Origin of the sequence: Microbacterium insulae, assembly GCF_042677065.1 — a bacterium.
Classification (GTDB): Bacteria; Actinomycetota; Actinomycetes; order Actinomycetales; family Microbacteriaceae; genus Microbacterium; species Microbacterium insulae.
Genome location: NZ_JBHTII010000001.1, coordinates 1,772,803 through 1,795,581, shown reverse-complemented (window position 1 = coordinate 1,795,581; position 22,779 = coordinate 1,772,803). Strand labels below are relative to the sequence as shown.

The window sequence follows — 22,779 nt, the reverse complement described above, 5'->3', positions numbered from 1 at the left end:
CTAGCGTTCGTTTAGAACTGACGCACTCCGCCCCGAGGGACCATGATCACCACCTCCGTCCACGAAGACGTGGCCACCCTGACGATCGACCGTCGCGACATCCACAACGCGCTCGACACGGCGACGCTGCTCGACCTGGAGTCGGCGTTGGGCGACCTCGCCGCGCGCGACGACGTCGCGGTCGTCATCGTCACCGGGGCCGGCGAACGGGCTTTCGTTGCCGGAGGCGACCTGGCCGAACTCGCCCAACCGGCCGGCGTCCGGGAATCCCTCGGTCTCCCCATGCAACGGGTCTTCGATCGCGTCGCCCGGTTTCCGAAGCCGACCATCGCCGCCGTCAACGGCATGGCGCTGGGCGGGGGCCTCGAGCTCGCGCTCGCGTGCGACATCCGCCTCTGCGCCGAAACCGCCACCTTCGCGCTCCCGGAGCTGGGCTGGTCCCTGCTTCCGGCAGCCGGCGGCATCACGCGGCTCGTCAGCGTCATCGGGGCAGGGCGCGCGCTCGAACTCGTGCTGACGGGTCGGCGGTTCGATGCCGCCGAAGCCCTCCGGATCGGCGTCGTCACGGCGGTCTTGCCCTCGGACGAACTCCTGACCGCCGCCCACGAGGCGGCGAGGGTCATCGCCGACAAGGCACCGCTCGCCGTCCGGGTCGCCCGCCTCGTGACGTCCGTCGCGGCGGAGAGCGGGACGAACGCCGCACTGATCGCCGAGACGCTCGGCTCGGCGGCCCTGCACGGCACCTCAGACCGGGACGAGGGCCGTCGCGCCTTCGTCGAGAAGCGCGCACCACGATTCGGGGGCAAGTGAACATGAAGGTGGAGAGAGTCCTCGTGGTCGGAGCGGGCGCGATGGGATCGCAGATCGCGATGCTCGCGGCACTCGGCGGCATGCGGGTGCACGTGCACGACGCCTACCCCGGGGCGCTGGCCGCCGCCGAGCAGGCGCTGCGCGGCCGCGTCGGCCGCCGCGTCGAGAAGGGTCAGCTGAGCCAGTCGGAGATGGACGACGCGTTCGCACGCCTCACGTTCACGCCGGACCTCGCGACCGGTGCTGCGGATGCCCAGCTGATCATCGAGGCCATCAAGGAGGACCTCGATGCCAAGTCGGCGCTGTTCGCAGAGCTCGACGCGCTCGCACCGGCCGAAGCGATCCTGGCGACGAACTCGTCGAGCATCACGGCATCCCTGCTTGGCGCCCGGACGCGGCGGCCGGGACGCGTGGTCAACGCGCACTTCTTCAATCCCCCGCTCGTCATGGATTGCGTCGAGGTCGTCGCTCACGAGCGACTCGATCCGGATGTCGCACCCGCCGTTCTGGACGTGTGCCGGCGGATGGGCAAAGCCCCCGTCGCACTGCCGCGCGAGGTTCCCGGCATCGTGGCCAACCGCATCCTGAGCGCCATCGTGCGCGAGGCCGCGGCTCTCACCGACGGGGGCTTCGCCACGGTCGAGGCCGTCGACGAGATCTGCCGGAACGCCCTCGGCCACCCGATGGGCCCGTTCGAGCTGCTGGACATGGCCGGCCTCGACGTCAACCTCCAGATGCAGCAGCTGATCTTCGAGCAGACCGGTGTCGACCAGGACCGGCCCATACCCGCCGTGGTCGACCTCGTCGGCCACGGGCGACTCGGACGCAAGAGCGGCGGCGGGTTCTACGACTACGACGAGGAGACGTCACGATGACGAGCGAGCAGGCCCCCCGGATCACGGAGTCGCCCCGAGCCGTGTTCCTGCGCCACGCCGCCGAGGGCGGCCTCGCCTACCAGGTCGCTGCGGCGAGCGGCGCGCCGGTGTTCTTCCCGCGAGTGGCGGAACCGCTCACCGGCGACACCGAATTGGAGTGGCGGATCTCATCCGGCACCGGTGTCGTCTACGCCGCCACGACGGTCCGCCCACGCGGCGGCGAGCCGCACAACGTCTCGATGATCGAGCTCGACGAGGGATTCCGGATGATGTCGACCGTCGTCGGCGTCGCCCCGGACGACGTCGCCATCGGCCAGCGGGTGCAGCTCGTGATGCGCCCGATCGGCGACGACGGCGCGGATCTGCCGTGCTTCGAACCGGTAGGAGGAGAGCAATGACCCGGGAATTGAGGGGACGCACCGCGATCGTCGGCGTCGCAGAGTCGGATCTGGGCGAAGTCGCCCCCGGCACGACACCGGCGGACCTGATGGGTCAGGCCTCGGTGCGCGCCCTCGCCGACGCGGGGATCCCGCTCTCGGAGGTCGACGGACTCTTCGCGGCGGGCACCCAGATGATGATGGGGTCGCTGAGCCTGGGCGAGTATCTGGGCATCAACGCCCGGTACTCCGACGGGTCCAACACCGGCGGGTCTTCGTTCGAGGCGCATCTGCACCACGCGCAGGCGGCGATCGAAGCGGGGCTGTGCGAGGTGGCGCTGATCGCCTACGGGAGCACGCAGCGATCGCTGCTGAAGTCGGGGGGCGTGATCCCGCAGGAGGCTCCGAACCCGTACGAGGAGCCCTATCGCCCGATGATGCCGATCAGCGCCTACGCGCTCGCGGCGTCGCGTCACATGCACGAGTTCGGGACCACCCGCGAGGATCTCGCGCGCGTGGCGGTCGCTGCGCGGGAGTGGGCCGTGCAGAACCCCGTCGCCTGGTCGAGATCCCCACTGTCGCTCGAGGACGCGCTCAACGCGCCCATGATCAGCGATCCGCTGAGCGTGAAGGACTGCTGCCTGCTCACGGACGGCGGCGGGGCGGTGGTCGTGACCTCCGCCGACCGGGCACGCGACCTGCGCAAGCCGCCCGTGTTCGTCCTCGGCGGCGGCGAGGCCCAGAGCCACCTGCACATCTCGAGCATGCCCGACTTCACCACGACCTCCGCGGTGCAGTCCGGAGAGAGGGCGTTCCGCGCAGCGGGGCTGCGTGTCGAGGACGTCGACGTCGTCGAGGTGTACGACGCCTTCACGATCAACACCCTGCTTTTCCTGGAGGATCTCGGCTTCTGCGGCAAGGGGGAGGCCGGCGCCTTCGTGAGGGAGGTCGGAATCGGCCCCGGCGGTGGACTGCCCGTCAACACGAACGGCGGAGGGCTCTCCTACGCCCATCCGGGGATGTACGGCCTTCTCCTCCTCGTCGAGGCCGTGCGGCAGATCCGGGGCGAGAGCGGGGACCGTCAGGTGCGGGATTGCGACGTGGCCCTCGTGCACGGGAACGGCGGGTTCCTCTCGAGTCAGTGCACGACGCTGCTCGGAAGCGAGGCGGCGCTGTGACGACTCTGGAGCTGCGGACGTACGCGATCGTCCCGGGCCGCCGGGATGCGCTCTTCGCGAGGTTCCGCGACCACACGGACGGACTGCTGCGCGCTCACGGGATGACGCCGCTCGGCTACTGGAGCGCGCGAGAGGACCCCGACCGGCTGATCTACCTCATCCGGCACGACGGCGACCCGGACGCCAACTGGCGGTCGTTCCGCGAGGATCCGCGCTGGATCACCGCCCGCGACGAGTCCGTGGCGGACGGCGAGCTGACGCGCTCCATCGAGTCGGAGCTGCTGGTCGACAACGATCTGAGCACACTCACCGAAGGGATGCATCCACTCTCTTGACAGCGCGGGCGCATGCTTGCATGATGCAACATATCGAACGCTCGTTTAGAACTTTCGATTGGTCCGATCCCGAACCGGACCCTCACAGCAGCCGCGAAGACGCGGCGGAGAAAGGACGATGATGTCTCGAATCAGGAACACCAGGCGGGGCGTGCTCGCAGCCGTGGCGGCATCCATCGCCGCACTGGCGCTCGTGGCCTGCTCGTCGGGCCCCGCGGCGACCGACCCCACGGACGACGGCGGATCCGGCGTCGAGGGCGATGTGATCGCCCTCTCGGGCGCCGACGCCGACAACCTCGGCGGCGACTTGACCATCCCGGTCGGCATCAATGTGGCGCTGTCCGGCCAGGGCGCCTACTTCGGAGAGGTGATGGTCCAGGGCGCGCAGCTGGCTGCCGACCAGATCAAAGCCGCTGGAGGGCCCGACTTCCAGCTCAGCGTCAAGGACCACAAGTCGGGCGACGCGCAGGCGGGCGTGCAGACCACGCGCGAGTTCGCCCAGGAGGGGGTGCGGATGGCGCTGTACTCCTACATCGCGGTCCTGGGCTCGGCCCTCCAGCCGATCGCTCAGTACGAGATCCTCTCGCTCGACGGCGGCGGCGGCACCCAGGAATTCGGCAAGGGCCAGCCGTTCTTCTACGGCACCCGCGCCCTGCCGCCCAACGACACCTTCGCCGGAACCGCGCAGTACATCGCCAGCGCGATGCCCGAAGTGACGAAGGTCGCGATGATCATCGGCGACACCGGTGCCGAGAACACGCAGGACTCGATCGACAAGGCGACCGCCGAACTCGAGGGGAGCGGCATCGAGATCGTGGCCACGGAGGTCGTCACCTACGGCGGCACCGACTTCACCAGCGCGATCAACAAGATCATCGCCTCGGACGCCCAGCTGATCGTCGAAGCGCAGTACGGCACGGACGGCGGCTACTTCCTCAAGCAGCTGCGGGCCGCCGGCTCGGACCTCCCGGTCATCGGCACGGAGTTCATCCCCGACGTCGCCGAGATCGCGGGCTCTGCAGCCGACGGCTTCATGTTCTCGCTGGACTACTTCGACGCGGCCAACCCGTCCAACCAGTGGGCGCAGTACCTCGTGGACACCGCCGCCGAGGAGTACCCGGAGACGACGGTCGACTTCTACTTCGCGAATTACTACCAGGACATGTTCAAGCTGTGGACGGTCGTGCAGCGGGTGCTGGCGAACGGCGGCGACGTCAACAACCCCGACGACCTGCTGGCGGCCTTCGAGTCCGACCTCACCTTCCCCTCCGTCTACGGCGGAACCATGGACGACCTCCACGGCGAGGAGTCGATCGACGCGGTGTCGCACAGCCTCTCGGCCCGCGACATGGGCGTCTTCCTCTGGGACGGTGAGAACGTCACGCGCCTGGCCACCTACGGCATCGGCGGCGTCGACTTCAGCCTCGCAGAATAGCCGACCCGGGGCCGGCCCACCCGGCCGGCCCCCTCCCCTTCCAGGAAGAGATCGACGTGGATCCCACCCTCCTCGCACAGCTGGTGCTCAACGGCGTCATCACCGGTGTCCAACTCGCCGTGCTCGGACTCGGGATGTCGCTCATCCTCAACGTCGCGCAGCGCTTCCACTTCGCGTACTCCCTCACCATCACGCTCGGCGCCTTCGTCGCCGCGCTTCTCGCCGGGCTCGGCATCCCCGCGATCCTCGCCGCCCTGGCCGGCGTCGCGGCGGCGGCGGTGCTCGGCGGGCTGATCGAGCTCGTGCTGTACCGGCCGCTCGCCCGTCGCTCCGGCGACGCGGCTCTGCTGCCGATCTTCGTCACGGCTCTGGGACTTTCCATCGGCGGTCAGAGCCTGATCCAGTTCCTGTGGGCGCGGGAGAGCACCTCGATCCCGTTCGAGCTCTTCCCCATCCAGATCATCCCCCTCCCGTTCGGCTTGCAGATGACGACGCTCGACCTCGCCACGCTTCTCGTGTTCGGGGCGATCGCCGCCGCCGGGGTCGTCATCCTGCGATACTCCCGGGCCGGCCAGGTCGTGCGCGGAGTGCGGGTCAACCCCACGATGGCATCGGTGGTCGGCATCCGCCCCGAGTCCGTCTTCGTGGTCATCTTCGTCGTGGCATCCGCGGCATCGGGCCTCGCCGGCGTGTTCGCCGCGGCGCGATACTCCGCCACACCGGCCATGGGCTACGACCCGATGTTCGCCGCGTTCGTCATCGCCTTCCTCGCCGGGTCGACCGCCCCGGGCCTGCGGGTCGTCCTCGTGGGCCTCGCCCTCGGCGTGGTCCAGGTGGTGAGCGCCCTGTGGATCCCTTCGAACCTCACGAACATCGTGGTGTTCGGATGCCTGTTCGTGTACCTCGTGCTCAAGGGGCTCGGCGTTCTGCGACCCCTCGCACCGGCGACGGCGAGGAGCTGAGCCATGGAATTCTGGATCGGCTACCTCGATCAGGCGCTCATCTTCGCCATCTTCGCCGTATCGCTCAACGTCCTCATCGGCTACGCCGGCATCTTCTCGATCGGCTCCTCGGCGTTCGGCGCCTTCGGCGGCTACACGACGGCGATGCTCCTGCTGCACGCCGGCACGCCGACACTTCTCGCCTTGCTCGGCGGCGCCGTCGTCGGCGCCGCCGCGGCGCTCATCATCAGCGGTCCCATCCTGCGGCTCAGCCCCGAATACGTCATGCTCATGACGCTGTCGCTGTCGATCCTCACCGTCACGGTCATCGTCGCCTCCCCGGAGCTGGGAGGCCAGCAGGGCCTCATCGGCCTGCCGCTGCCGAGCTTCTTCGGAATCGAGGCGCTCCGGCCGACCGACTTCCTTCCGTGGCTCGCCCTCTTCCTGGTGGTGGCGGTCGCGATCTGCGCCCTCATCGCCGAGTCGCCGCTGGGCCGGCTGCTGCGGGCCGCGAAAGACGATCGCGTCGCGGTGCGCTCGCTCGGGAAGTCGCCGCTCGGAGTGCAGCTGTTCACCTTCGCCGTCATGGCGGGGCTCCAGGCCTTCGCGGGCGGGCTGCTGGTGCTCTACAACGGCATCGCCGCGCCGAGCCTCTTCTCGCTCGACCAGACGATGCTCGTGTTCGCCATGGTCGTCGTGGGGGGAATCGGCTCGATCCCCGGATCGCTCGTCGGCGCGGCGCTCATCATCGCGGTCACCCCGGTGCTCCAGCAGGTGCTGCGCCTCCGCCCCGAGGACTCCGCCCTCATCCGACCGGTCGTGTTCGGGCTGCTCCTCATCCTCATCATGCGCTTCCGGCCGGTCGGCCTGATCCCCGAGCGGCACCGCGTCCCCCGCGCGCAGCGCCGTGCCGCCGGGGACTCCCCCGAGCCGGCTCCCGCCCCCGTCGTCCCCGACTCCACCGCGCCACGCGACGGCGAGCGCGGCGAACCGGTCCTCACGATCCGGGGAATCGACAAGAGCTTCGGCGGAGTCCACGCGGTGCGCGATCTCAGCCTGCAGCTGCGCAGGGGCGAGATCACCGCGCTCGTCGGTGCGAACGGAGCCGGCAAGAGCACCGTCTTCAACCTCGTCACCGGAGAGATCCGGCCCGATGGCGGGACCGTGCTGCTCGGCGACACCGATATCACCGGGTGGAGCGCCGATCGCGTTGCCCGCGCGGGGATGGTGCGCTCGTTCCAGGACCTCCGGGTGTTCGGATCGCTCACGCCGATCGAGAACGTCATGATGGCCGGCCGGCCCCACTCCGGCGAGAACCCCCTTCTGCTGTTCCTCGCGCCCTGGGTCTGGATCCGTCGCGAACGCGCCCTGGCGGAGGCGGCGGCCGAGTGGCTCCGCTTCGTGGGCCTCGATCCCGGTACGCGCACACCCACCAGCGCGCTGTCCTTCGCGCAGCAGAAGCAGGTCGCCTTCGCCCGCGTCCTGGCGACGGGTGCCGAGATCTTCCTGCTCGACGAACCGCTCTCGGGCATCGAGGGCAGTGCGGCGGACGAGCTGCTCGGACTGATCGAGCGGATGCGGGGACTCGGTCACACGGTCTGCATCGTCGAGCACAGCATCCAGGCCATCAGTCGCCTGGCCGATTGGGCGTACTTCATGGAGAACGGCACGGTGACGGCGGAGGGACGCATCGAGGATCTTCTCGCCGACCCGCGACTGACGGAGGCCTACTTTGGAACCGCGTGACAGCGACGCCGCCCCTCGACTGGAGCTGCGCGGTCTGTGCGGCGGGTACGGCTCGAAGCAGATCGTCTTCGACGTCGACCTCGCGGTCGCACCCGCCTCCATCACGGTGCTCCTCGGGCACAACGGGGCGGGCAAGACGACGACCATCGCCACGGCGTTCGGTCTCCTGCCGACGAAGTCGGGCGAGGTGCTGCTCGACGGCTCCCGCATCGACAAGGGCAGTCCGCGCGATCGCGTGAGGTCGGGCGTCGGGTTCGTTCCGTCCGAACGGTTCGTCTTCCCATCTCTGACGGTGGAGGAGAACCTCACCTTGGGCGCTTTCACCGAGCAGGATGCCGCGCGCCGCGCGGCCCGCCGGGAGTGGGTCCTCGACCGCTGGCCCATCCTCGCAGAGCGGCGGTCGCAGCTGGCCGGCACGATGTCGGGCGGTCAGCGCCGCATGCTGAGCCTCGGCATCGCCCTCATGTCGTCGCCGCGCCTGCTCCTCCTGGACGAGCCCTCTCTCGGGCTCGCCCCCGTCGTCGTCGATCAGCTCTTCGCGGACCTCCGCCGGCTCGCGGACGAGGACGGCCTCTCTGTGCTCCTCATCGAGCAGAGCATCGCCAAAGCCCTCGCCGTCTCCGACTACGCGTACGTCATGCGCTCCGGCCGCATCATCGCGCAGGAGCCGGCGGCGGAGCTCGCCCGGAGGGACTCTCTGTGGGAGCTCTTCTGATGCCGCGCCGCACACCTACCATCAGCACAACCCCGACCAAGGAGTAGTCATGTCAGAACGAACGGTCCTCATCCTCGGAGCATCCGGAGTCGTCGGCTCCGCGAGCATCGAGCGCTTCGCGCGCGATGGCTGGAACGTCGTCGCGGGATCGCGCCGACGGCCGCAGTTCGTGGACGAGTCGCTGTACACGTTCCTGCCGCTCGACCTCATGTCCGCGGAGGCGACGCGGGAGGCCATCGCGGGCGTGTCCGGGATCACGCACGTGGTGTACGCCGCGCTCTACGAGATGCCCGGACTCATCAGCGGCTGGCAGAACGAGGAGCAGATCGCGAGGAACCGCGCCATGCTCTCCAACCTGCTCGACGCGCTGGATGCCACGGGCACGCGCATCGAGCACATCAGCATCCTGCAGGGGACCAAAGCGTACGGCGTGCACGTGCAGCCGATGCGGATCCCCGCGAAAGAGTCGCAGCCGCGCGTCGAGCACCGCAATTTCTACTGGGAGCAGGAGGACCTCATCAAGGAGTGGGCTCCCGCGCACGACGCCGCGTGGACGATCTTCCGCCCGCAGTTCGTCTTCGGCCTGGCCACCGGAGCGGCGATGAATCTCATCCCGATCATCGGCCTCTACGGCGCGATCCGGAAGCACCAGGGCGAGTCGTTCGCGTTCCCCGGCGGCGCATCCTACGTCGCCGAGGCCGTGGACAGCCGCCTCATGGCGGGCGCACTGGAGTGGGCGGCGACCGATCCCGCCGCACGCAACGAGACGTTCAACATCACCAACGGAGACGTCTTCGAGTGGCGCGACCTGTGGCCGGCGCTCGCGGAGGAGCTCGGCGTCGAACAGGGTCCCGATTCTCCGCTGCAGCTGGCGACGTGGCTGCTCGAGCAGGAGGACGTCTGGGCCGAGATCGTGCGCGAGAACGATCTGGTGCCCACCACCATCGCCGAGCTGGTAGGAGAGTCCCACCACTACGCCGACTTCGCCTTCGCCTACGGCTCCGACGGCCGCAACAGCAGCCCGGCGTTCGTGAGCACGATCAAGCTGCGGCAGGCCGGCTTCACCGACGTCATCGACACCGAGCAGATGTTCGTCGAGCTCCTCCGCGGACTCCGCGAGCAGCGCATCCTCCCCTGAGTACGACCGCCCCGATGAAAGAAGAAGACATGACACTCAAGCTCGCCGGCCGCACAGCATTCGTCACAGGGGCGGGGTCCGGGATGGGCCGGGCGATCTCGCGCCGGTTCGCGGCGGAGGGCGCCAACGTGGTCGCCGTCGACCTCAATGCCGAGACCGCCGCCGAGACGGCCGCCGCGATCAACGCCGAGGGGGGCGCCTCGGTGTCCGCCGGTGCCGACGTCCGCGACCGAGAGCAGGTCGCCGCCGCCGTGCAGGTCGGGCTCGACGCGTTCGGCGGCTACACGACGCTCGTCAACAACGCCGGGATCTTCGACAACCAGGCTCCGCTGCTCGAGACCGACGACGCGCTGTGGGAGCGCGTGATCGGCGTCAACCTCCTCTCGGCCTACGTCGTCACGAAGGCCGTGCTGCCGCACATCATCGCCGCGGGAGGGGGCACCGTCATCAGCACCGCGTCGGTCGCGTCGTTCGTCGCCGGGTCCGGTGGCGCGGCGTACACCACCAGCAAGCACGGGATCCTCGGGTTCACCAAGCAGCTCGCCCTGGACTACGCGCCGCACAACGTCCGAGCCAACGCCATCTGCCCGGGGGCGATCGACACCGGTCTCACCCGCCCGTTCTGGGAGGCCGACCCGGCATCGCTGGAGCTCTTCTCGGCGGTGCCGGCCAAGCGGGTGGGCGAGGCCGACGACATCGCGCGGCTGGCGCTCTTCCTGGCTTCCGACGACTCCTCCTTCATCTACGGCACGGGGGTCGTCATCGACGGCGGCTTCCTCCTCACCTGACCGAGATGAGCGAGGTGACGACGGCGGATCTGGAGGAGGTCCGCCGCCTGAAGTCCCGCTACTTCCGCTATGTCGACACGAAACGGTGGGATGCACTGCGGACGGTGTTCGCCGACGATGCGGTGTTCGACGGCTTCGCGTTCGCCACGGCAGGCCCCGACGCCTTCGTCGCCGGCGTGGCGGCGTATCTGGACGGGATCGAGTCGGTGCATCAGGGATTCATGCCGGATCTGCGCCCGTGGGACGACGGGCGCATCCGCGGTGTGTGGTCGATGTTCGACCGGCTCGTGTGGGAGCCCGGAAGCCGCGGCTACAAGGGAGTCGACCTCCCGGGACAGTGGGGCATCACCGGCTACGGGCACTACGAGGAGGAGTACCGCCGCACCGCGGACGGATGGCGGATCTGCTTCATGCGCCTCACTCGACTGCGGGTGGAGCCGCTGGTGGGGTCGGGCTACGACGTGCCCGCGTACGACCTTCCCCGCCTCACGCCCGACTGGCTGGACTGAGCCCGCGTCGCCATCACCACTGCGTGCGCGCGGCCATCCGCTCGACAGCGCGGCGATAGGGGATCGGGATCGGCGGCTCGGCGGCAGCCCCGAGTTCGACGGATGCCGCGCGCGCCCAGTACGGATCGCGCAGCATCGCCCGGCCGATCAGGACGAGGTCCGCCTTCCCGTCGCGGATGACGGACTCGGCCTCGCCGGGCTCGGTGATCAGTCCGACCGCCGCCGTGCGGACGTCGGCGTCGCGACGAATGCGGTCGGCGAACCCCACCTGGTAGAGGGGCGCGGCGGGCACCTTCTCGCCGGACACCACCGCTCCGCTCGAGCAGTCGATGACGTCGACTCCGAGTTCGCCGAGCCAGCGGGCGACGGTGACCGACTCGTCGAGCGTCACGCCTCCCTCGATCCAGTCGACGACCGACAGTCGCACGCCGAGGACGACGTCGTCGCCGATCTCGGCGCGCACCGCCGCCGAGATGCCCAGAGCGAGTCGGGCTCGCCCTTCGAGCGAGCCTCCGTACCCGTCGCTCCGCAGGTTGGCGAGCGGACTGAGGAACTGGTGGACGAGATAACCGTGGGCGAAGTGCAGCTCGATGACGGCGAAGCCCGCGTCCACGGCGCGGCGCGCCGCGCTGACGAACGCGGCCACTACGGCGTGGAGGTCCGCATCGCTCAACGGAGTCGGTTCATCCCAGCCGTCTCGGAACGGCAGGGGGGACGGCGCGAGAAGGCGTCCCCATCGTTCGGGCGCGATCGGCTCGTACCCCGCCCACGGCACGGTGCGTCCCCCTTTTCGCCCGGCGTGCGCCAGCTGGATGCCGGGCACGGCGCCCGCGGCGCGGATCTCGCCGGCGATCCGGGCGAGCGCCTGCGCCTGCTCGTCGTTCCAGAGTCCGAGGTCGCCGTCGGTGATGCGCCCCTCGCTCGTGACGGCCACGGCCTCGGTGAACACGAGCCCCGCTCCGCCGACCGCTCGGCTTGCGAGGTGGACCAAGTGGAAGTCGGTCGCCACGGCGTCGGGACCCGCCGAGTACATGCACATCGGGGAGACGCCGATGCGGTTCGGGAACGTGACCCCGCGCACGACGAGGGGCGAAAAGAGGCTCGTGTTCGCAGACATGCTCCGCCCGGGCTGAAGATCGGCAACGGGCGGACATCACCGCCCGCACCTATCTTAGCGATCGTTTAGAATGATGTCTCCATGAGTCGCCCGATCCCCGATGCCGCTCCCCGGGGGATGTCCACGGGCCTCGCGATCCTCTTCGCCGTCGCGGGCGGAGCCGCGGTCGGCAGTCTCTACTGGGCGCAGCCGATCCTCGCCATCATCGCCGACGGGCTCTCCGTCTCGACGAGCACCGCGGGTCTGCTGATCGCCGTGACGCAGATCGGGTACGCACTCGGGGTGTTCCTCCTCGTGCCACTCGGGGACATCCTCGACCGCAGACGGCTGATCCCCGCGCTGATGCTGCTCGCCGCGATCGTGCTCGCACTGAGCGCCCTGGCTCCTTCCTTCGCCGTGCTACTGATCGCCCTCACCCTGGTGGGCGCCAGCACCGTCGCGGGACAGCTGCTGGCACCTCTGGCGGGTGATCTCGCCGCCGACGATGAGCGCGGACGGATGCTGGGCATCGTCGCCTCCGGCCTGCTGCTGGGCATCACGATCTCCCGCGCGATCAGCGGCTTCATCACCGAGCTCACCGGCTGGCGCCCCCTCTACGGATTCGTGGCGGTCGTGATGGCGATCCTCGCGGCCGTGATGCACCGGATGCTGCCGACGCTGCCGCCTCGCGCGCGGGTGCCGTACCCGGAGGTGGTGGCATCCGTGCTTCGCGCCCCCGCCCTCAGCGCGGCTGTCCGGTGGCTCGGAGTCGTCGGCGCGGCCTCGATGGCGACGTTCACCCTCTTCTGGACCGGGCTCACGTTCCTCCTGACGGAAGAGCCGTTCGACCTCTCACCGTCGCAGATCGGGCTGATGAGCCTCGTGGGGATCGTCGGAGCCGTCGCCGCAATGCGCGTCGGGCGTCTCTACGATCGCGGGTGCGCGACCCCTGTGATCGGCGCCGGTCTCGCGGTCGCGCTCACGGGCCTCTCCTTCGCGGGGTCCGGCGCGACCTCGCTGACCGCGATCATCGTCGCGATCGCGCTCTACTCCGTCGGCATCCAGTGCGTCATGGTGCTCACCCAGGCCCGCATGCTCGCGATCGACCCCACCTCGCGCAGTCGCCTCAACACTGTCTTCGTCGTCGCCAGTTTCGTGGGCGGGGCGTTGGGCTCCGTCCTCGCCAGCTCGCTGTGGGACGTCGGAGGATGGCCCGCCGTCATCTCCGTCGCGATCGTCATCCTGGGCATCGCGGTAGCGGTCTGGGCGGCGCAGCGCACGCGGAGCTTCGCGCGATGACGGGGTGATCCGCGGCGCCGTCGCTGTCGTCTAGAGCCTCGGGTCGATCGCGTCGGACTCGAGAGCGAGCACGCCGAAGACGGTCTCATGCACACGCCACAGCGGCTCCCCCGCTGCGAACCGCCGAAGCGCCTCCAGTCCGAGTGCGTACTCCCGCGAGGCCAGCGACCGCTTGTGGCCGGTGTCGCGGTCCCGCAGGCGGGACAGGTTCGCCGCCTCGGTGTAGTCGGGACCGTAGATGATCCGCAGGTACTCGCGTCCGCGCACCTTGATCCCCGGTTGCACGAGTCCTTTGCCGGTGCGGGTGAGGTTGGCATACGGCTTGACGACCATGCCTTCTCCGCCGTCGCTCGTGAGCTGGTCCCACCAGGAGACCGCCGCGCCGACGGATTGCGCATCCCCGAGATCCGCGCGCCGTCGTCCCGTGGGTGCGATCAGGTCGGGCGCGGCGGCTGCGAGGCGATCCGCGATCTCGAGGTGCCATCCGTGGGCGTGGGTCTCGAACGTGGCATCGCCGGCGGCGAGCACCTGGAACGGCGCGAAGCGCACGGCCTCCGGCGCACCGACGTAGCGGCGGTAGGCGTCGCGGAACCGGCTGACGTTCTCGGCTCTCGACTGGATGCGCGATCTGAGCGCGGAGACGTCGATACCGGATGCCGCTGCCCGGCCGAGCACCGATGCCGCCGACGTCGTCGCTGCCACCCCCGCGGCGCCGACCGATGCGTAGAGGTCGCGGATGAGCTCTCCCGCCTTGAGCGACCAGGGCAGCACCTCGCCGTCGAGGAGGATCCAGTCCGAGCCGAGCTCCTCCCACAGCCCCGCCTGCTCGAGGGCACGGTCGATCTTCCGGAGGAATCCGGCTTCCGTGGCCGGGTCGAAGAAAGGTCGGCCGGTGCGGGTGTGCACGACTCCCGGCCACCCGCCGGGCGCGTCGAACCGGCGCGGGTCCCGTGCGACGAGCACGACGGCGCGCGAGCCCATGTGCTTCTCCTCGCAGATCACGTCGGTGACGCCGTGCTCGCGGAAGTAGGTGAACGCCTCGTCCGGGTGCTCGAGGTAGTCCGGGCGGGCGGACGCGTTCGGCGGGGACATCGTGGGCGGCAGGTAGACGAGCCATCGGGGGTCGACGGCCCATCGGCTCATCGTCTCGAGCCCGCCCGCGGACTGCTCCTCCTTGATGCCCACGCGGCCGTGCGCGGCCGTCTCGATGATCAGCTTTCCCCGAACGTCGTCGAGGTTCAGGACGCCCGGCTCGCGCCGGCTGGGCTCGGCCACGAGCGGACGGATCGGCTCGTACCAGACCCGCTCGGCCGGCACGGAGACGACTTCGCGTTCGGGGTAGCGCATGGCGGAGAGCGCGCCACCGAAGACGCAGCCCGTGTCGAGGCAGGCGGTGTTGTTGACCCACTCGACCGTCGGCACCGGGGTGTGCCCGTAGAGCACGACCGCCTTGCCGCGGTAGTCCTGCGCCCATGGGTAGCGCACCGGCAGACCGAACTCGTCGGTCTCTCCGGTGGTCTCGCCGTAGAGCGCGAAGGCGCGCACGCGCCCGGATGCCCGGCCGTGGTACTGCTCCTTGAGTCCCGCGTGCGCGACGACGAGCTTCCCGTCATCGAGGATGAGGTGGGAGACGAGGTCGTAGCAGAAGGCCGCGACCTGTTCGCGGAACTCCGCCGACTCCTCGGCGAGCTGAGCCAGGGTCTCCTCGAGCCCGTGCGACACGGTGACCTGGGCACCGCGCAGCGCGCGCACGAGCTTCGCCTCGTGATTGCCGGGGACGGCGAGGGCGTTGCCCGACGCCACCATTCCCATGGCGAGGCGCAGCACGCCGACGACGTCCGGGCCGCGGTCGACGAGATCGCCGACGAAGACGACGCGCCGGCCTCCGGGGTGGCGGGCGTCCACGGCCCGTCCTTGCGCGTCGCGGCCGATGTCGTAGCCGAGGCGCGTGAGGAGGGCTTCGAGCTCGCCGCGGCATCCGTGCACGTCACCGATGACGTCGAAGGGTCCGTGCTCGTCGCTGCGGTCGGTGAGGAGTCGAGTGCGCTCGATCGAAGCGGATGCCACCTCCTCGGGAGTGCGGAGGATATGCACCTTGCGGAATCCCTCCTTCGCGAGGTGACGCAGTCCGCGTCGCAGCTGGTCGCTCTGCCGCTTCACCACCCCCGCGGGGATGGCGCGGTCGGTGCGCTCGGCGTTGCGAGCGACGCTGATCGACTCGGGCAGGTCGAAGACGATCGTGACGGGGAGGACGTCATGCGCCTTCGCGAGCTCGACCAGCTTGCGGCGGGCATCCGGCTGCACGCTCGTCGCATCGATCACCGTGAGCAGTCCGGCATCCAGACGCTTGCCGGCGACGTACTGAAGCGCGTCGAACGCGGCCGCCGTCGCGGACTGGTCGGCTTCGTCGTTCGCGACGAGTCCGCGGAAGGTGTCGCTCGAGAGCGTCTCGTACGGCCCGAAGTGCTCGCGGGCGAACGTGGACTTGCCGGAGCCGGAGGCACCGACGAGCACGACCAGCGACAGAGCGGGGATGTCGATGACGCTCATGCGGATGCCCCCTTCCGGAAGAGGGCGAGCTGCGTCGGCGCGCCGAGCGCGGCATCCTCCTCGCCGACCGGGCGGAACTCGACGGCGTACCCGTACCGCGATGCGGTGTCGTCCGCCCATTCGCGGAACTGTCGACGGGTCCACTCGAACCGGTGGTCGCTGTGGCGGAAATCCCCCTCGGCGAGGTTCGGGTACAGGGCGTTGTGCTCGGCGTTCGGCGTCGTCACGATGACCGAGGCAGGCGCGGCGCCGCCGAAGACCGCATCCTCCAGAGCAGCGAGACGGGAGGGATCGACGTGCTCGATGACCTCCATGAGGATCATCGCGTCGTAGCCGCGAAGGCGTTCGTCCCGGTACACGACCGATCCGTGCAGAAGATCGATGCGATCACGCTCGACGTCGGATGCCGCGTCCAGCCGCAGCATCCGGGCAGCTTGCTCCAGCGATCGGGCGGAGACGTCGACGCCGACGACCTTGGTGAACGACCGATCCTTCGCGAGCCGTGACAGCAGCGCGCCCGATCCGCATCCCATATCGATGACTCGGTGAGCTCCGGCATCCCTCAGTGCCGACATCACGGCGTCGGCCCGCACCACGCGCAGCGGTGTCTCTCCTGCCGGTGCTGCGCCATCGCCGTCCTGCCCGAGGAGCGATCGCCGGTGGAGCAGGTAGCGGCGCGTGATGAGCTCGCGTTCGGGATGCTGCGCCAGCCAGCCCTCGCCGGCGCGTTCGAGCTTCGCCACCTCGTCGTCGCCGACCCAGTAGTGCTTCGCGTCGTCGAGGACCGGCAGCAGCACGTAGAGCTGCCGCAGCGCCTCGGCGAGCCGGACGGTGCCGGTCAGCGTGACGGCGCCGTAGCGCGAGTCCCCCCATTTCGGGAATTCCGGATCCAGCGGAACGCGATCCTCGTCGACGGTCCAGCCGCAGGGTTCGAACACCCTTCGGACGAGGTCGTCGAGATCACCCCTCGAGGAAACGGCCGGGAGTTCGATGCGCAGCGGGAGGGCGGCGGCCGCCAGCTCCGGATAGGTGTCGCTGCGCCCGGTCATCGCCGTGCGGAATACGGTGGCGAGCGCGACGGCGAGCATGCTCGACGACACATACGGGCGGTCGTTCACATAGTGACCGAGCGCACCCGCGTCGCCGCGGAACCTCTTGTTCCGGACGAGTCCCACCGGATCGACTTCCAGAAGCACGGCGATGGTGCACCGTTCGGCCGTCGCCTCGGGATAGAAGACGTGGATGTCTCCGACCGGCGCTGTGAACGTCTGCACCTTCGCCGGGTGCTTGTGCAGCAGGAACCCGAGCGCCGTCGCGTCGACACCGGAGTCATGCCCCGGCTCGTATGTCAGCGTGATCAGCACCGTCGACTCCCCCGCGATCGAATCCGCACAACTCTAGCCGTGCGTGAAGCCGAGCTCGCGCACACGCTCCTCATGCGCATACTGGACGAGTGAGCGGCGATGCGACCCCCCGGACACAAGCGGAATCCGCTCGGACGCTCACGGTTATCCGCGTCTGCCTCGGGATCGTCATCGCGGGTCTGGTCGTGAGTGGAATCACGGCGTTTCCTCTGCGAGAGGAGCTCACACTGGGTGCGGAGCTGCTCGACCGCATCGGGGCGGGGTCATGGGCGCCAGGACTCTTCGGGTGGGTGGACCACGTCGCCGGCGCGCTGACCGTGACCGGCGAGGAGTACCCGTTCCTCGCCTACGGCACGGACTGGCTGGCGTTCGCCCACCTTCTCATCGCCGTGGCTTTCATCGGGCCCCTGCGTGACCCCGTGCGGAATGTCTGGGTGACCCAGTGGGGACTCATCGCCTGCGCGGGGATCGTTCCGCTCGCGCTGATCGCCGGCGGGGTGCGTGGCCTGCCCGTGGGGTGGCAGCTCATCGACATCTCGTTCGGGGTGGTCGCGGCCGTCCCGCTGGCCATCGCACTCGCGATGACGAAGCGTCTCGAGCGCACCGCCGGCCGGTGACGCGTCGCGGTCGCCGTTGCCGCCCGACGGCACTCTTCGGCGACGGCCCCGGAATGTGATCCCTCACTTTTCGTCCCCACCCTCGCGCCGCCTGGCACCGCGCGGGAAGGCCGTTACGCGAATGTTACCGCTCATACTCTGTTGCAATTCTGGATATGAAGGCTAACATCACGTGCAAGCGGATCCCGCGGGAGCGGGTCCGCGCAACGACTCCGGCAGCGATGCCGGACCAGAACGAGGAGGTTTTGGCATGAAGAAGAAGACGCTTCTCGGCGGGTTCGCGCTCCTGGGGGCACTCGCCCTCGTCGCGACCGGCTGCGCAAGCTCCACCGACGCCGGCGGAGACGGAGGCGACGGAGGGGGCGGCGATGAAGTCATCACGGTCGGCTTCGCCCAGACCGGATCCGAGTCGGGATGGCGCTCGGCGAACACGGAGTCGATGAAGGAGGCGTTCTCGGCAGAGAACGGCTTCGAACTCGTCTTCAACGCCGCCGACAACGACCCGGCCGCGCAGATCGCCGCCGTCCGCGACTTCATCAACCAGGGCGTGGACGCGATCGTCATCGCGCCGATCGTCGAGGATGGGTGGGACGACGTCCTCCAGGAGGCGGCGGATGCCGGTATCCCGGTGGTCCTCGAAGACCGGACGGTCACGGCATCCGACGATCTCTACGCCAGCTGGGTCGGACTCGACTTCAAGAAGGAAGGCGTGATGGCCGGCGAATGGGCGGCGGAGACCTTCGGAGACACGCCCACCAACATGGTCGTGCTGGAAGGCACGACCGGTTCGGCCCCGGCCAACGACCGCGCAGCCGGATTCGACGAGGCGATCGAGGGCACCGCGATCGAGAAGATCGACTCCCAGACCGGCGACTTCACGCGCGACGGCGGGAAGACCGTGATGGAGGGCTTCCTCCAGAAGTACGGCGTCGACGGCATCGACCTCGTCTACGCGCACAACGACGACATGGCCCTCGGCGCGATCGAGGCGATCGAGGCGGCAGGCGCCGAGCCGGGCGTCGACATCCAGATCGTGTCGATCGACGCGGTCAAGGACGGCATGCAGGCGCTCGTCGACGGGAAGATCAACTTCATCGTCGAGTGCAACCCGCTTCTCGGTGAACTCGCCGCGCAGCTCGTGACCGACGTGCTCGCCGGCGAGGAGGTCGAGAAGGAGGTCTACGTCGAAGACCAGTCCTTCACGCAGGAGCAGGCAGCCGAGGTCATCGACAGCCGCCCCTACTGAGCAGGGCGCGCATCCTGTAGCAAGGTAGGTCGAGAGCCCGTCCGCCGGGGCCGCGAAGGCCCCGGCGGACGGAGCCTGCGATGAAGCTCCGAAAGGCTGAATCATGTCCGCGGACACCGAAGTCCCCCCGGTCGTCGAGATGACCGGGATCACCATCCGCTTCCCCGGCGTGCTCGCGCTCGATCACGTCGACTTCGCCCTCCGGCCGGGCGAGGTGCACTCGCTCATGGGCGAGAACGGCGCCGGCAAGTCGACGCTCATCAAGGCGCTCACCGGCGTCTACCGCATCGACGAGGGCGACATCGTCGTGGGCGGCGAGCGCCGCCGCTTCACCGCGACGGCGGATGCTCAGGATGCCGGCATCTCGACGGTGTACCAGGAGGTCAACCTCTGCGCGAACCTGAGCGTCGGCGAGAACGTGATGCTCGGCCACGAGGCGCGCACCGCCGGGGGCATCGACTGGAAGGCCACGCACCGCCTCGCGCAGTCCCACCTGGAGAGCCTCGGTCTCGACATCGACACGCGCACGACGCTGTCGAGCCACTCCATCGCCATCCAGCAGCTCGTCGCCATCGGCCGAGCGATGGTGCTGGACGCGAAGGTGCTGATCCTCGACGAACCGACGTCGAGCCTCGACCGGGGGGAGGTCGAGCGGCTGTTCGCGGTGATCCGCGACCTGCGCGACAAGGACGTCGCCATCCTCTTCGTCAGCCACTTCCTCGACCAGGTGTACGAGATCTCCGACCGCATCACGGTGCTGCGCAACGGGCAGCTCGTGGGCGAGTACCTCGCCGACGACCTGCCCCGCGGCGAGCTGGTCACCAAGATGGTCGGTCGCGAGCTGGACGAGTTGACCGCCCTGGCGTCGGCCGCCGGGCGCCCGATCGACCGCTCCGGCACCCCGGTGCTCCGCGCCGCCGGAGTCGGCCGTCGCGGCGTGCTCGAACCCGTCGACATCGACGTCTTCGACGGCGAGGTGGTCGGCATCGCCGGGCTCCTCGGCTCGGGGCGTTCGGAGCTCGTCCGCCTGCTGTACGGCGCCGACAGGTCCGACAGCGGGCGGCTCGAGGTGGAGGGGCGGCCCGTCAAGCACTCCACGCCTCGTCACGCGATCGACAACCGCGTCGCGTTCTCGTCCGAGAACCGGCGGGCGGAGGGGATCGTCGCCGACCTGACCGTTGCCGAGAACATCGTGCTCGGCATGCAGGCGCGGCGCGGAGCGATGCGGCGGCTGCGGCGGGCCGAGGCATCCGCCGTCGTCGCCGAGTACATCGCCGCGCTGGGGGTGCGGCCGGCCGATCCGACGATGCTCGCCGGCAACCTGTCCGGCGGAAACCAGCAGAAGGTGCTCCTCGGTCGCTGGCTGGCCACGATGCCCGAGCTGATCGTGCTCGACGAGCCGACCCGGGGCATCGACGTGGGAGCGAAGGCCGACATCCAGCGCAAGGTCGCCGAACTCAGCGCGGCCGGGCTGTCGGTGATCTTCATCTCGTCGGAGCTCGAGGAGGTGCTCCGACTCGCGCAGCGGGTCGTCGTGATGCGCGACCGGCGCAAGATCGGGGAGCTGGAGGCCAGCGACACCGACCTCGACGGCCTCATCGACTACATCGCCAACACCTCCGAGGAGGCCGTCGCATGAAGACCATCGTGAGGCACCGGCTGTTCTGGCCGGCCGTCGCGCTCCTCGCGCTGATCGCGATCAACACGATCGCGCGCCCGCAGTTCATCCTGGTCACCGTCCGCGACGGCGAGCTCTACGGCGCCCTCATCGACATCCTGCGCAACAGCGCGCCGCTCATGCTGGTCGCCCTCGGCATGACGATCGTGATCGCCACCCGCGGCATCGATCTGTCGGTCGGAGCGATCATGGCGGTCTCGGGAGCGGTCGCGCTCACGATCATCGACGGGTCGTCCGACCCCGGCGGACTCGGGACCGTCCTGGTCGCGCTGTCCGTCGCCGTCGCCGTCGCTCTCGTGCTCGGCGTCTGGAACGGATTCCTCGTCGCGGTCGTCGGCATCCAGCCGATCATCGCGACCCTCGTCCTGATGCTCGCGGGCCGCGGCGTGGCGCTCCTCATTACGGGGGGCTTCATCACCACGGTGAACAGCGCCCCGTACGAGTTCATCGCCACGGGCTACCTCATCGGGCTGCCGTTCGCGTTCCTCATCGCGGTCGCGGCGATCGCGATCATCTCGCTCCTGGAGCGGCGCACGGCCCTGGGCATGCTCACCGAGGCGGTCGGCATCAATCCCGAGGCGAGCCGGCTGGCCGGCGTCCGGGCGCGCGGGATCGTGTTCAGCGCGTACGTCGCGAGCGGACTGCTCGCGGGCATCGCCGGCATCATCTACAGCTCGAACATCCGCGCCGCCGACGCCAACGCCGCCGGCCTGTTCATCGAGCTCTACGCGATCCTCGCCGTGGTCCTCGGCGGAACGTCGCTCATGGGCGGCAAGTTCACGATCGCCGGAACGGTGATCGGCGTCCTGATCATCCAGACCCTGGAGGCCACCATCCTCTTCCTCGGAGTGCCGTCGGCACAGAGTCCCGTGTTCTTCGCGATCGTCGTCATCGTGGTGGTCCTCGTGCAGTCGCCGAGGCTGCACAGCTGGGGGCGCGGAGCGATCAGAGCCGCGCGCGCGCGATCGTCGGCGGATGCCGGCGCCCGGGCGGGGGTGGCGTCATGACCAAGGTGCTGGAGACCCCGACCCGCCGCGTCGCGGCGCCCTCGCGGTACGCGACCTTCCTGTCGAGGCACGCGTCGCTCATGCCGACCTTCGCCGCCGTGGCGATCCTGATCGTGCTGCTCATCGGCGCCCAGTCGCAGTTCCCGAGATTCCTCAGCCCGGGCAATCTGTCGGCCCTCCTGCTCGACAACGCCTACCTCGTCGTCCTCGCCGTCGGCCTCACCTTCGTCATCCTCACGGGCGGCATCGACCTCTCGGTCGGGTCCGTGATGGCGTTCACCGGCATCCTGGGTGCGAGTCTGCTCGCGCAGGGCCTTCCGGCCGCCGTCGTGATCCCGGTGATGATCGTGGCGGGCGCGCTCATCGGGCTCCTCATCGGCGTTCTCGTGCAGTACTTCGGAGTGCAGCCGTTCATCGCCTCCCTGGCGGGCCTGTTCCTCGCGCGTGGTCTCGCGTTCGTCGTGAGCCTGGCCTCGATCCGCGTCGAGGATCCGGCGGTGCTGTGGCTCCAGCGCACGCGGTTCAGCGTCGCCGGGTGGTACATCACGCCGACCGGCATCATCGCGCTGCTGACCGTCGCGATCGCATTCGCCGTGCTGGTGTGGACCCGGTTCGGCCGGACGGTCTACGCCATCGGCGGCAGCGAGCAGTCCGCGCGCCTCATGGGCCTCAACGTCGCGCGCACCAAGGTCGCCGTCTACGTCATCAGCGGCGTGTGCGGGGGCCTGGCCGGACTGCTGCTCACCGCGTACTCGGGTGCCGGCTACCCGCGCAACGGCATCGGAACCGAGTTGGATGCCATCGCCGCGGTGGTCATCGGCGGAACCCTGCTCACGGGCGGCACCGGCTACGTGCTGGGCTCGCTCGTCGGCGTGCTGGTGTACGGCACGATCAAGAAGGTCATCTCGTTCATGGGCGCCGAGCAGGCGTGGACGCAGATCATCATCGGCGCGCTGCTCCTGCTCTTCATCGTGGTCCAGCGCGTGATCGTCGCCCGATCGCAACGTCGCAGATAGGGGACGACATCACCATGCCGCACGGCGGTCGCGGCATCCACCATCGGGATAATGGCCTG

General features: G+C 69.5%; 21 protein-coding genes. 18 read left to right on the top strand and 3 right to left on the bottom strand.

Annotated features, from left to right (window positions below):
* Positions 1–42 precede the first annotated feature (42 nt).
* The 12 genes from ACFQ0P_RS08375 (at position 43) to ACFQ0P_RS08320 (ending at position 10,847) form a co-directional block, all read left to right on the top strand.
* Entirely contained in the window at positions 43–810 is a 768-nt protein-coding gene (locus ACFQ0P_RS08375; RefSeq protein WP_204978223.1) for an enoyl-CoA hydratase/isomerase family protein, read from the top strand.
* Between the two features lie 2 nt (positions 811–812).
* On the top strand, positions 813–1,685 hold the full coding sequence (locus tag ACFQ0P_RS08370) for a 3-hydroxyacyl-CoA dehydrogenase family protein (protein ID WP_204978221.1): 873 nt from the start codon (positions 813–815) through the stop codon (positions 1,683–1,685).
* Positions 1,682–2,083 (top strand): Zn-ribbon domain-containing OB-fold protein, encoded by a 402-nt coding sequence (locus tag ACFQ0P_RS08365; protein ID WP_204978219.1) that lies wholly within the window; start codon positions 1,682–1,684, stop codon positions 2,081–2,083. Before ACFQ0P_RS08370 ends, ACFQ0P_RS08365 begins: the two co-directional genes overlap by 4 nt.
* Complete coding sequence (locus ACFQ0P_RS08360) at positions 2,080–3,240, top strand: acetyl-CoA acetyltransferase (protein ID WP_204978217.1); 1,161 nt, start codon at positions 2,080–2,082, stop codon at positions 3,238–3,240. Before ACFQ0P_RS08365 ends, ACFQ0P_RS08360 begins: the two co-directional genes overlap by 4 nt.
* Positions 3,237–3,575 (top strand): NIPSNAP family protein, encoded by a 339-nt coding sequence (locus ACFQ0P_RS08355; RefSeq protein WP_204978215.1) that lies wholly within the window; start codon positions 3,237–3,239, stop codon positions 3,573–3,575. The genes ACFQ0P_RS08360 and ACFQ0P_RS08355 overlap by 4 nt, the downstream gene beginning before the upstream one ends.
* 121 nt (positions 3,576–3,696) lie before the next feature.
* Positions 3,697–5,010: an ABC transporter substrate-binding protein gene (locus ACFQ0P_RS08350; RefSeq protein ID WP_204978213.1), complete on the top strand. Its 1,314-nt coding sequence runs from the start codon at positions 3,697–3,699 to the stop codon at positions 5,008–5,010.
* 56 nt (positions 5,011–5,066) lie between these two features.
* On the top strand, positions 5,067–5,972 hold the full coding sequence (locus ACFQ0P_RS08345) for a branched-chain amino acid ABC transporter permease (protein WP_204978211.1): 906 nt from the start codon (positions 5,067–5,069) through the stop codon (positions 5,970–5,972).
* Between the two features lie 3 nt (positions 5,973–5,975).
* Entirely contained in the window at positions 5,976–7,697 is a 1,722-nt protein-coding gene (locus ACFQ0P_RS08340) for a branched-chain amino acid ABC transporter ATP-binding protein/permease (RefSeq protein ID WP_204978208.1), read from the top strand.
* On the top strand, positions 7,684–8,412 hold the full coding sequence (locus ACFQ0P_RS08335; RefSeq protein ID WP_204978206.1) for an ABC transporter ATP-binding protein: 729 nt from the start codon (positions 7,684–7,686) through the stop codon (positions 8,410–8,412). The genes ACFQ0P_RS08340 and ACFQ0P_RS08335 overlap by 14 nt, the downstream gene beginning before the upstream one ends.
* 49 nt (positions 8,413–8,461) lie before the next feature.
* Positions 8,462–9,550, top strand: a complete 1,089-nt coding sequence (locus ACFQ0P_RS08330; protein ID WP_204978205.1) for an SDR family oxidoreductase — start codon at positions 8,462–8,464, stop codon at positions 9,548–9,550.
* A gap of 29 nt (positions 9,551–9,579) precedes the next feature.
* The gene (locus ACFQ0P_RS08325) at positions 9,580–10,338 is read left to right on the top strand and encodes an SDR family NAD(P)-dependent oxidoreductase (RefSeq protein WP_204978204.1); all 759 of its coding nucleotides are present in this window, start codon (positions 9,580–9,582) and stop codon (positions 10,336–10,338) included.
* Positions 10,339–10,343: 5 nt separating this feature from the next.
* Entirely contained in the window at positions 10,344–10,847 is a 504-nt protein-coding gene (locus ACFQ0P_RS08320; protein WP_204978203.1) for a nuclear transport factor 2 family protein, read from the top strand.
* A 13-nt stretch (positions 10,848–10,860) separates the two neighbouring features.
* Here the strand turns inward: ACFQ0P_RS08320 and ACFQ0P_RS08315 are convergent, their stop codons facing one another.
* A complete protein-coding gene (locus tag ACFQ0P_RS08315; protein ID WP_204978202.1) occupies positions 10,861–11,964 on the bottom strand; it encodes an NADH:flavin oxidoreductase/NADH oxidase in 1,104 nt (367 codons plus the stop codon).
* 81 nt (positions 11,965–12,045) lie between these two features.
* Between ACFQ0P_RS08315 and ACFQ0P_RS08310 the strand changes: the two genes are divergently transcribed.
* Positions 12,046–13,242: an MFS transporter gene (locus ACFQ0P_RS08310; protein ID WP_204978201.1), complete on the top strand. Its 1,197-nt coding sequence runs from the start codon at positions 12,046–12,048 to the stop codon at positions 13,240–13,242.
* 30 nt (positions 13,243–13,272) lie between these two features.
* On the opposite strand, the gene ACFQ0P_RS08305 is transcribed toward ACFQ0P_RS08310, so the two are convergent.
* Positions 13,273–15,792 (bottom strand): polynucleotide kinase-phosphatase, encoded by a 2,520-nt coding sequence (locus ACFQ0P_RS08305; RefSeq protein WP_204978200.1) that lies wholly within the window; start codon positions 15,790–15,792, stop codon positions 13,273–13,275.
* Positions 15,789–17,156, bottom strand: coding sequence for a 3' terminal RNA ribose 2'-O-methyltransferase Hen1 (locus ACFQ0P_RS08300; protein WP_204978199.1), 1,368 nt, complete (start codon positions 17,154–17,156; stop codon positions 15,789–15,791). The genes ACFQ0P_RS08305 and ACFQ0P_RS08300 overlap by 4 nt, the downstream gene beginning before the upstream one ends.
* Positions 17,157–17,341: 185 nt before the next feature.
* On the opposite strand from ACFQ0P_RS08300, the gene ACFQ0P_RS08295 reads away from it, so the two are divergent.
* The 5 genes from ACFQ0P_RS08295 (at position 17,342) to ACFQ0P_RS08275 (ending at position 22,720) form a co-directional block, all read left to right on the top strand.
* The gene (locus tag ACFQ0P_RS08295; protein ID WP_378771879.1) at positions 17,342–17,773 is read left to right on the top strand and encodes a hypothetical protein; all 432 of its coding nucleotides are present in this window, start codon (positions 17,342–17,344) and stop codon (positions 17,771–17,773) included.
* A 250-nt stretch (positions 17,774–18,023) separates the two neighbouring features.
* Entirely contained in the window at positions 18,024–19,019 is a 996-nt protein-coding gene (locus ACFQ0P_RS08290) for an ABC transporter substrate-binding protein (protein WP_204978195.1), read from the top strand.
* 103 nt (positions 19,020–19,122) lie between these two features.
* Entirely contained in the window at positions 19,123–20,658 is a 1,536-nt protein-coding gene (locus tag ACFQ0P_RS08285) for a sugar ABC transporter ATP-binding protein (protein ID WP_204978193.1), read from the top strand.
* Positions 20,655–21,704 (top strand): ABC transporter permease, encoded by a 1,050-nt coding sequence (locus ACFQ0P_RS08280; RefSeq protein WP_204978191.1) that lies wholly within the window; start codon positions 20,655–20,657, stop codon positions 21,702–21,704. The genes ACFQ0P_RS08285 and ACFQ0P_RS08280 overlap by 4 nt, the downstream gene beginning before the upstream one ends.
* Positions 21,701–22,720, top strand: a complete 1,020-nt coding sequence (locus ACFQ0P_RS08275; protein ID WP_204978189.1) for an ABC transporter permease subunit — start codon at positions 21,701–21,703, stop codon at positions 22,718–22,720. The genes ACFQ0P_RS08280 and ACFQ0P_RS08275 overlap by 4 nt, the downstream gene beginning before the upstream one ends.
* Positions 22,721–22,779 lie beyond the last annotated feature (59 nt).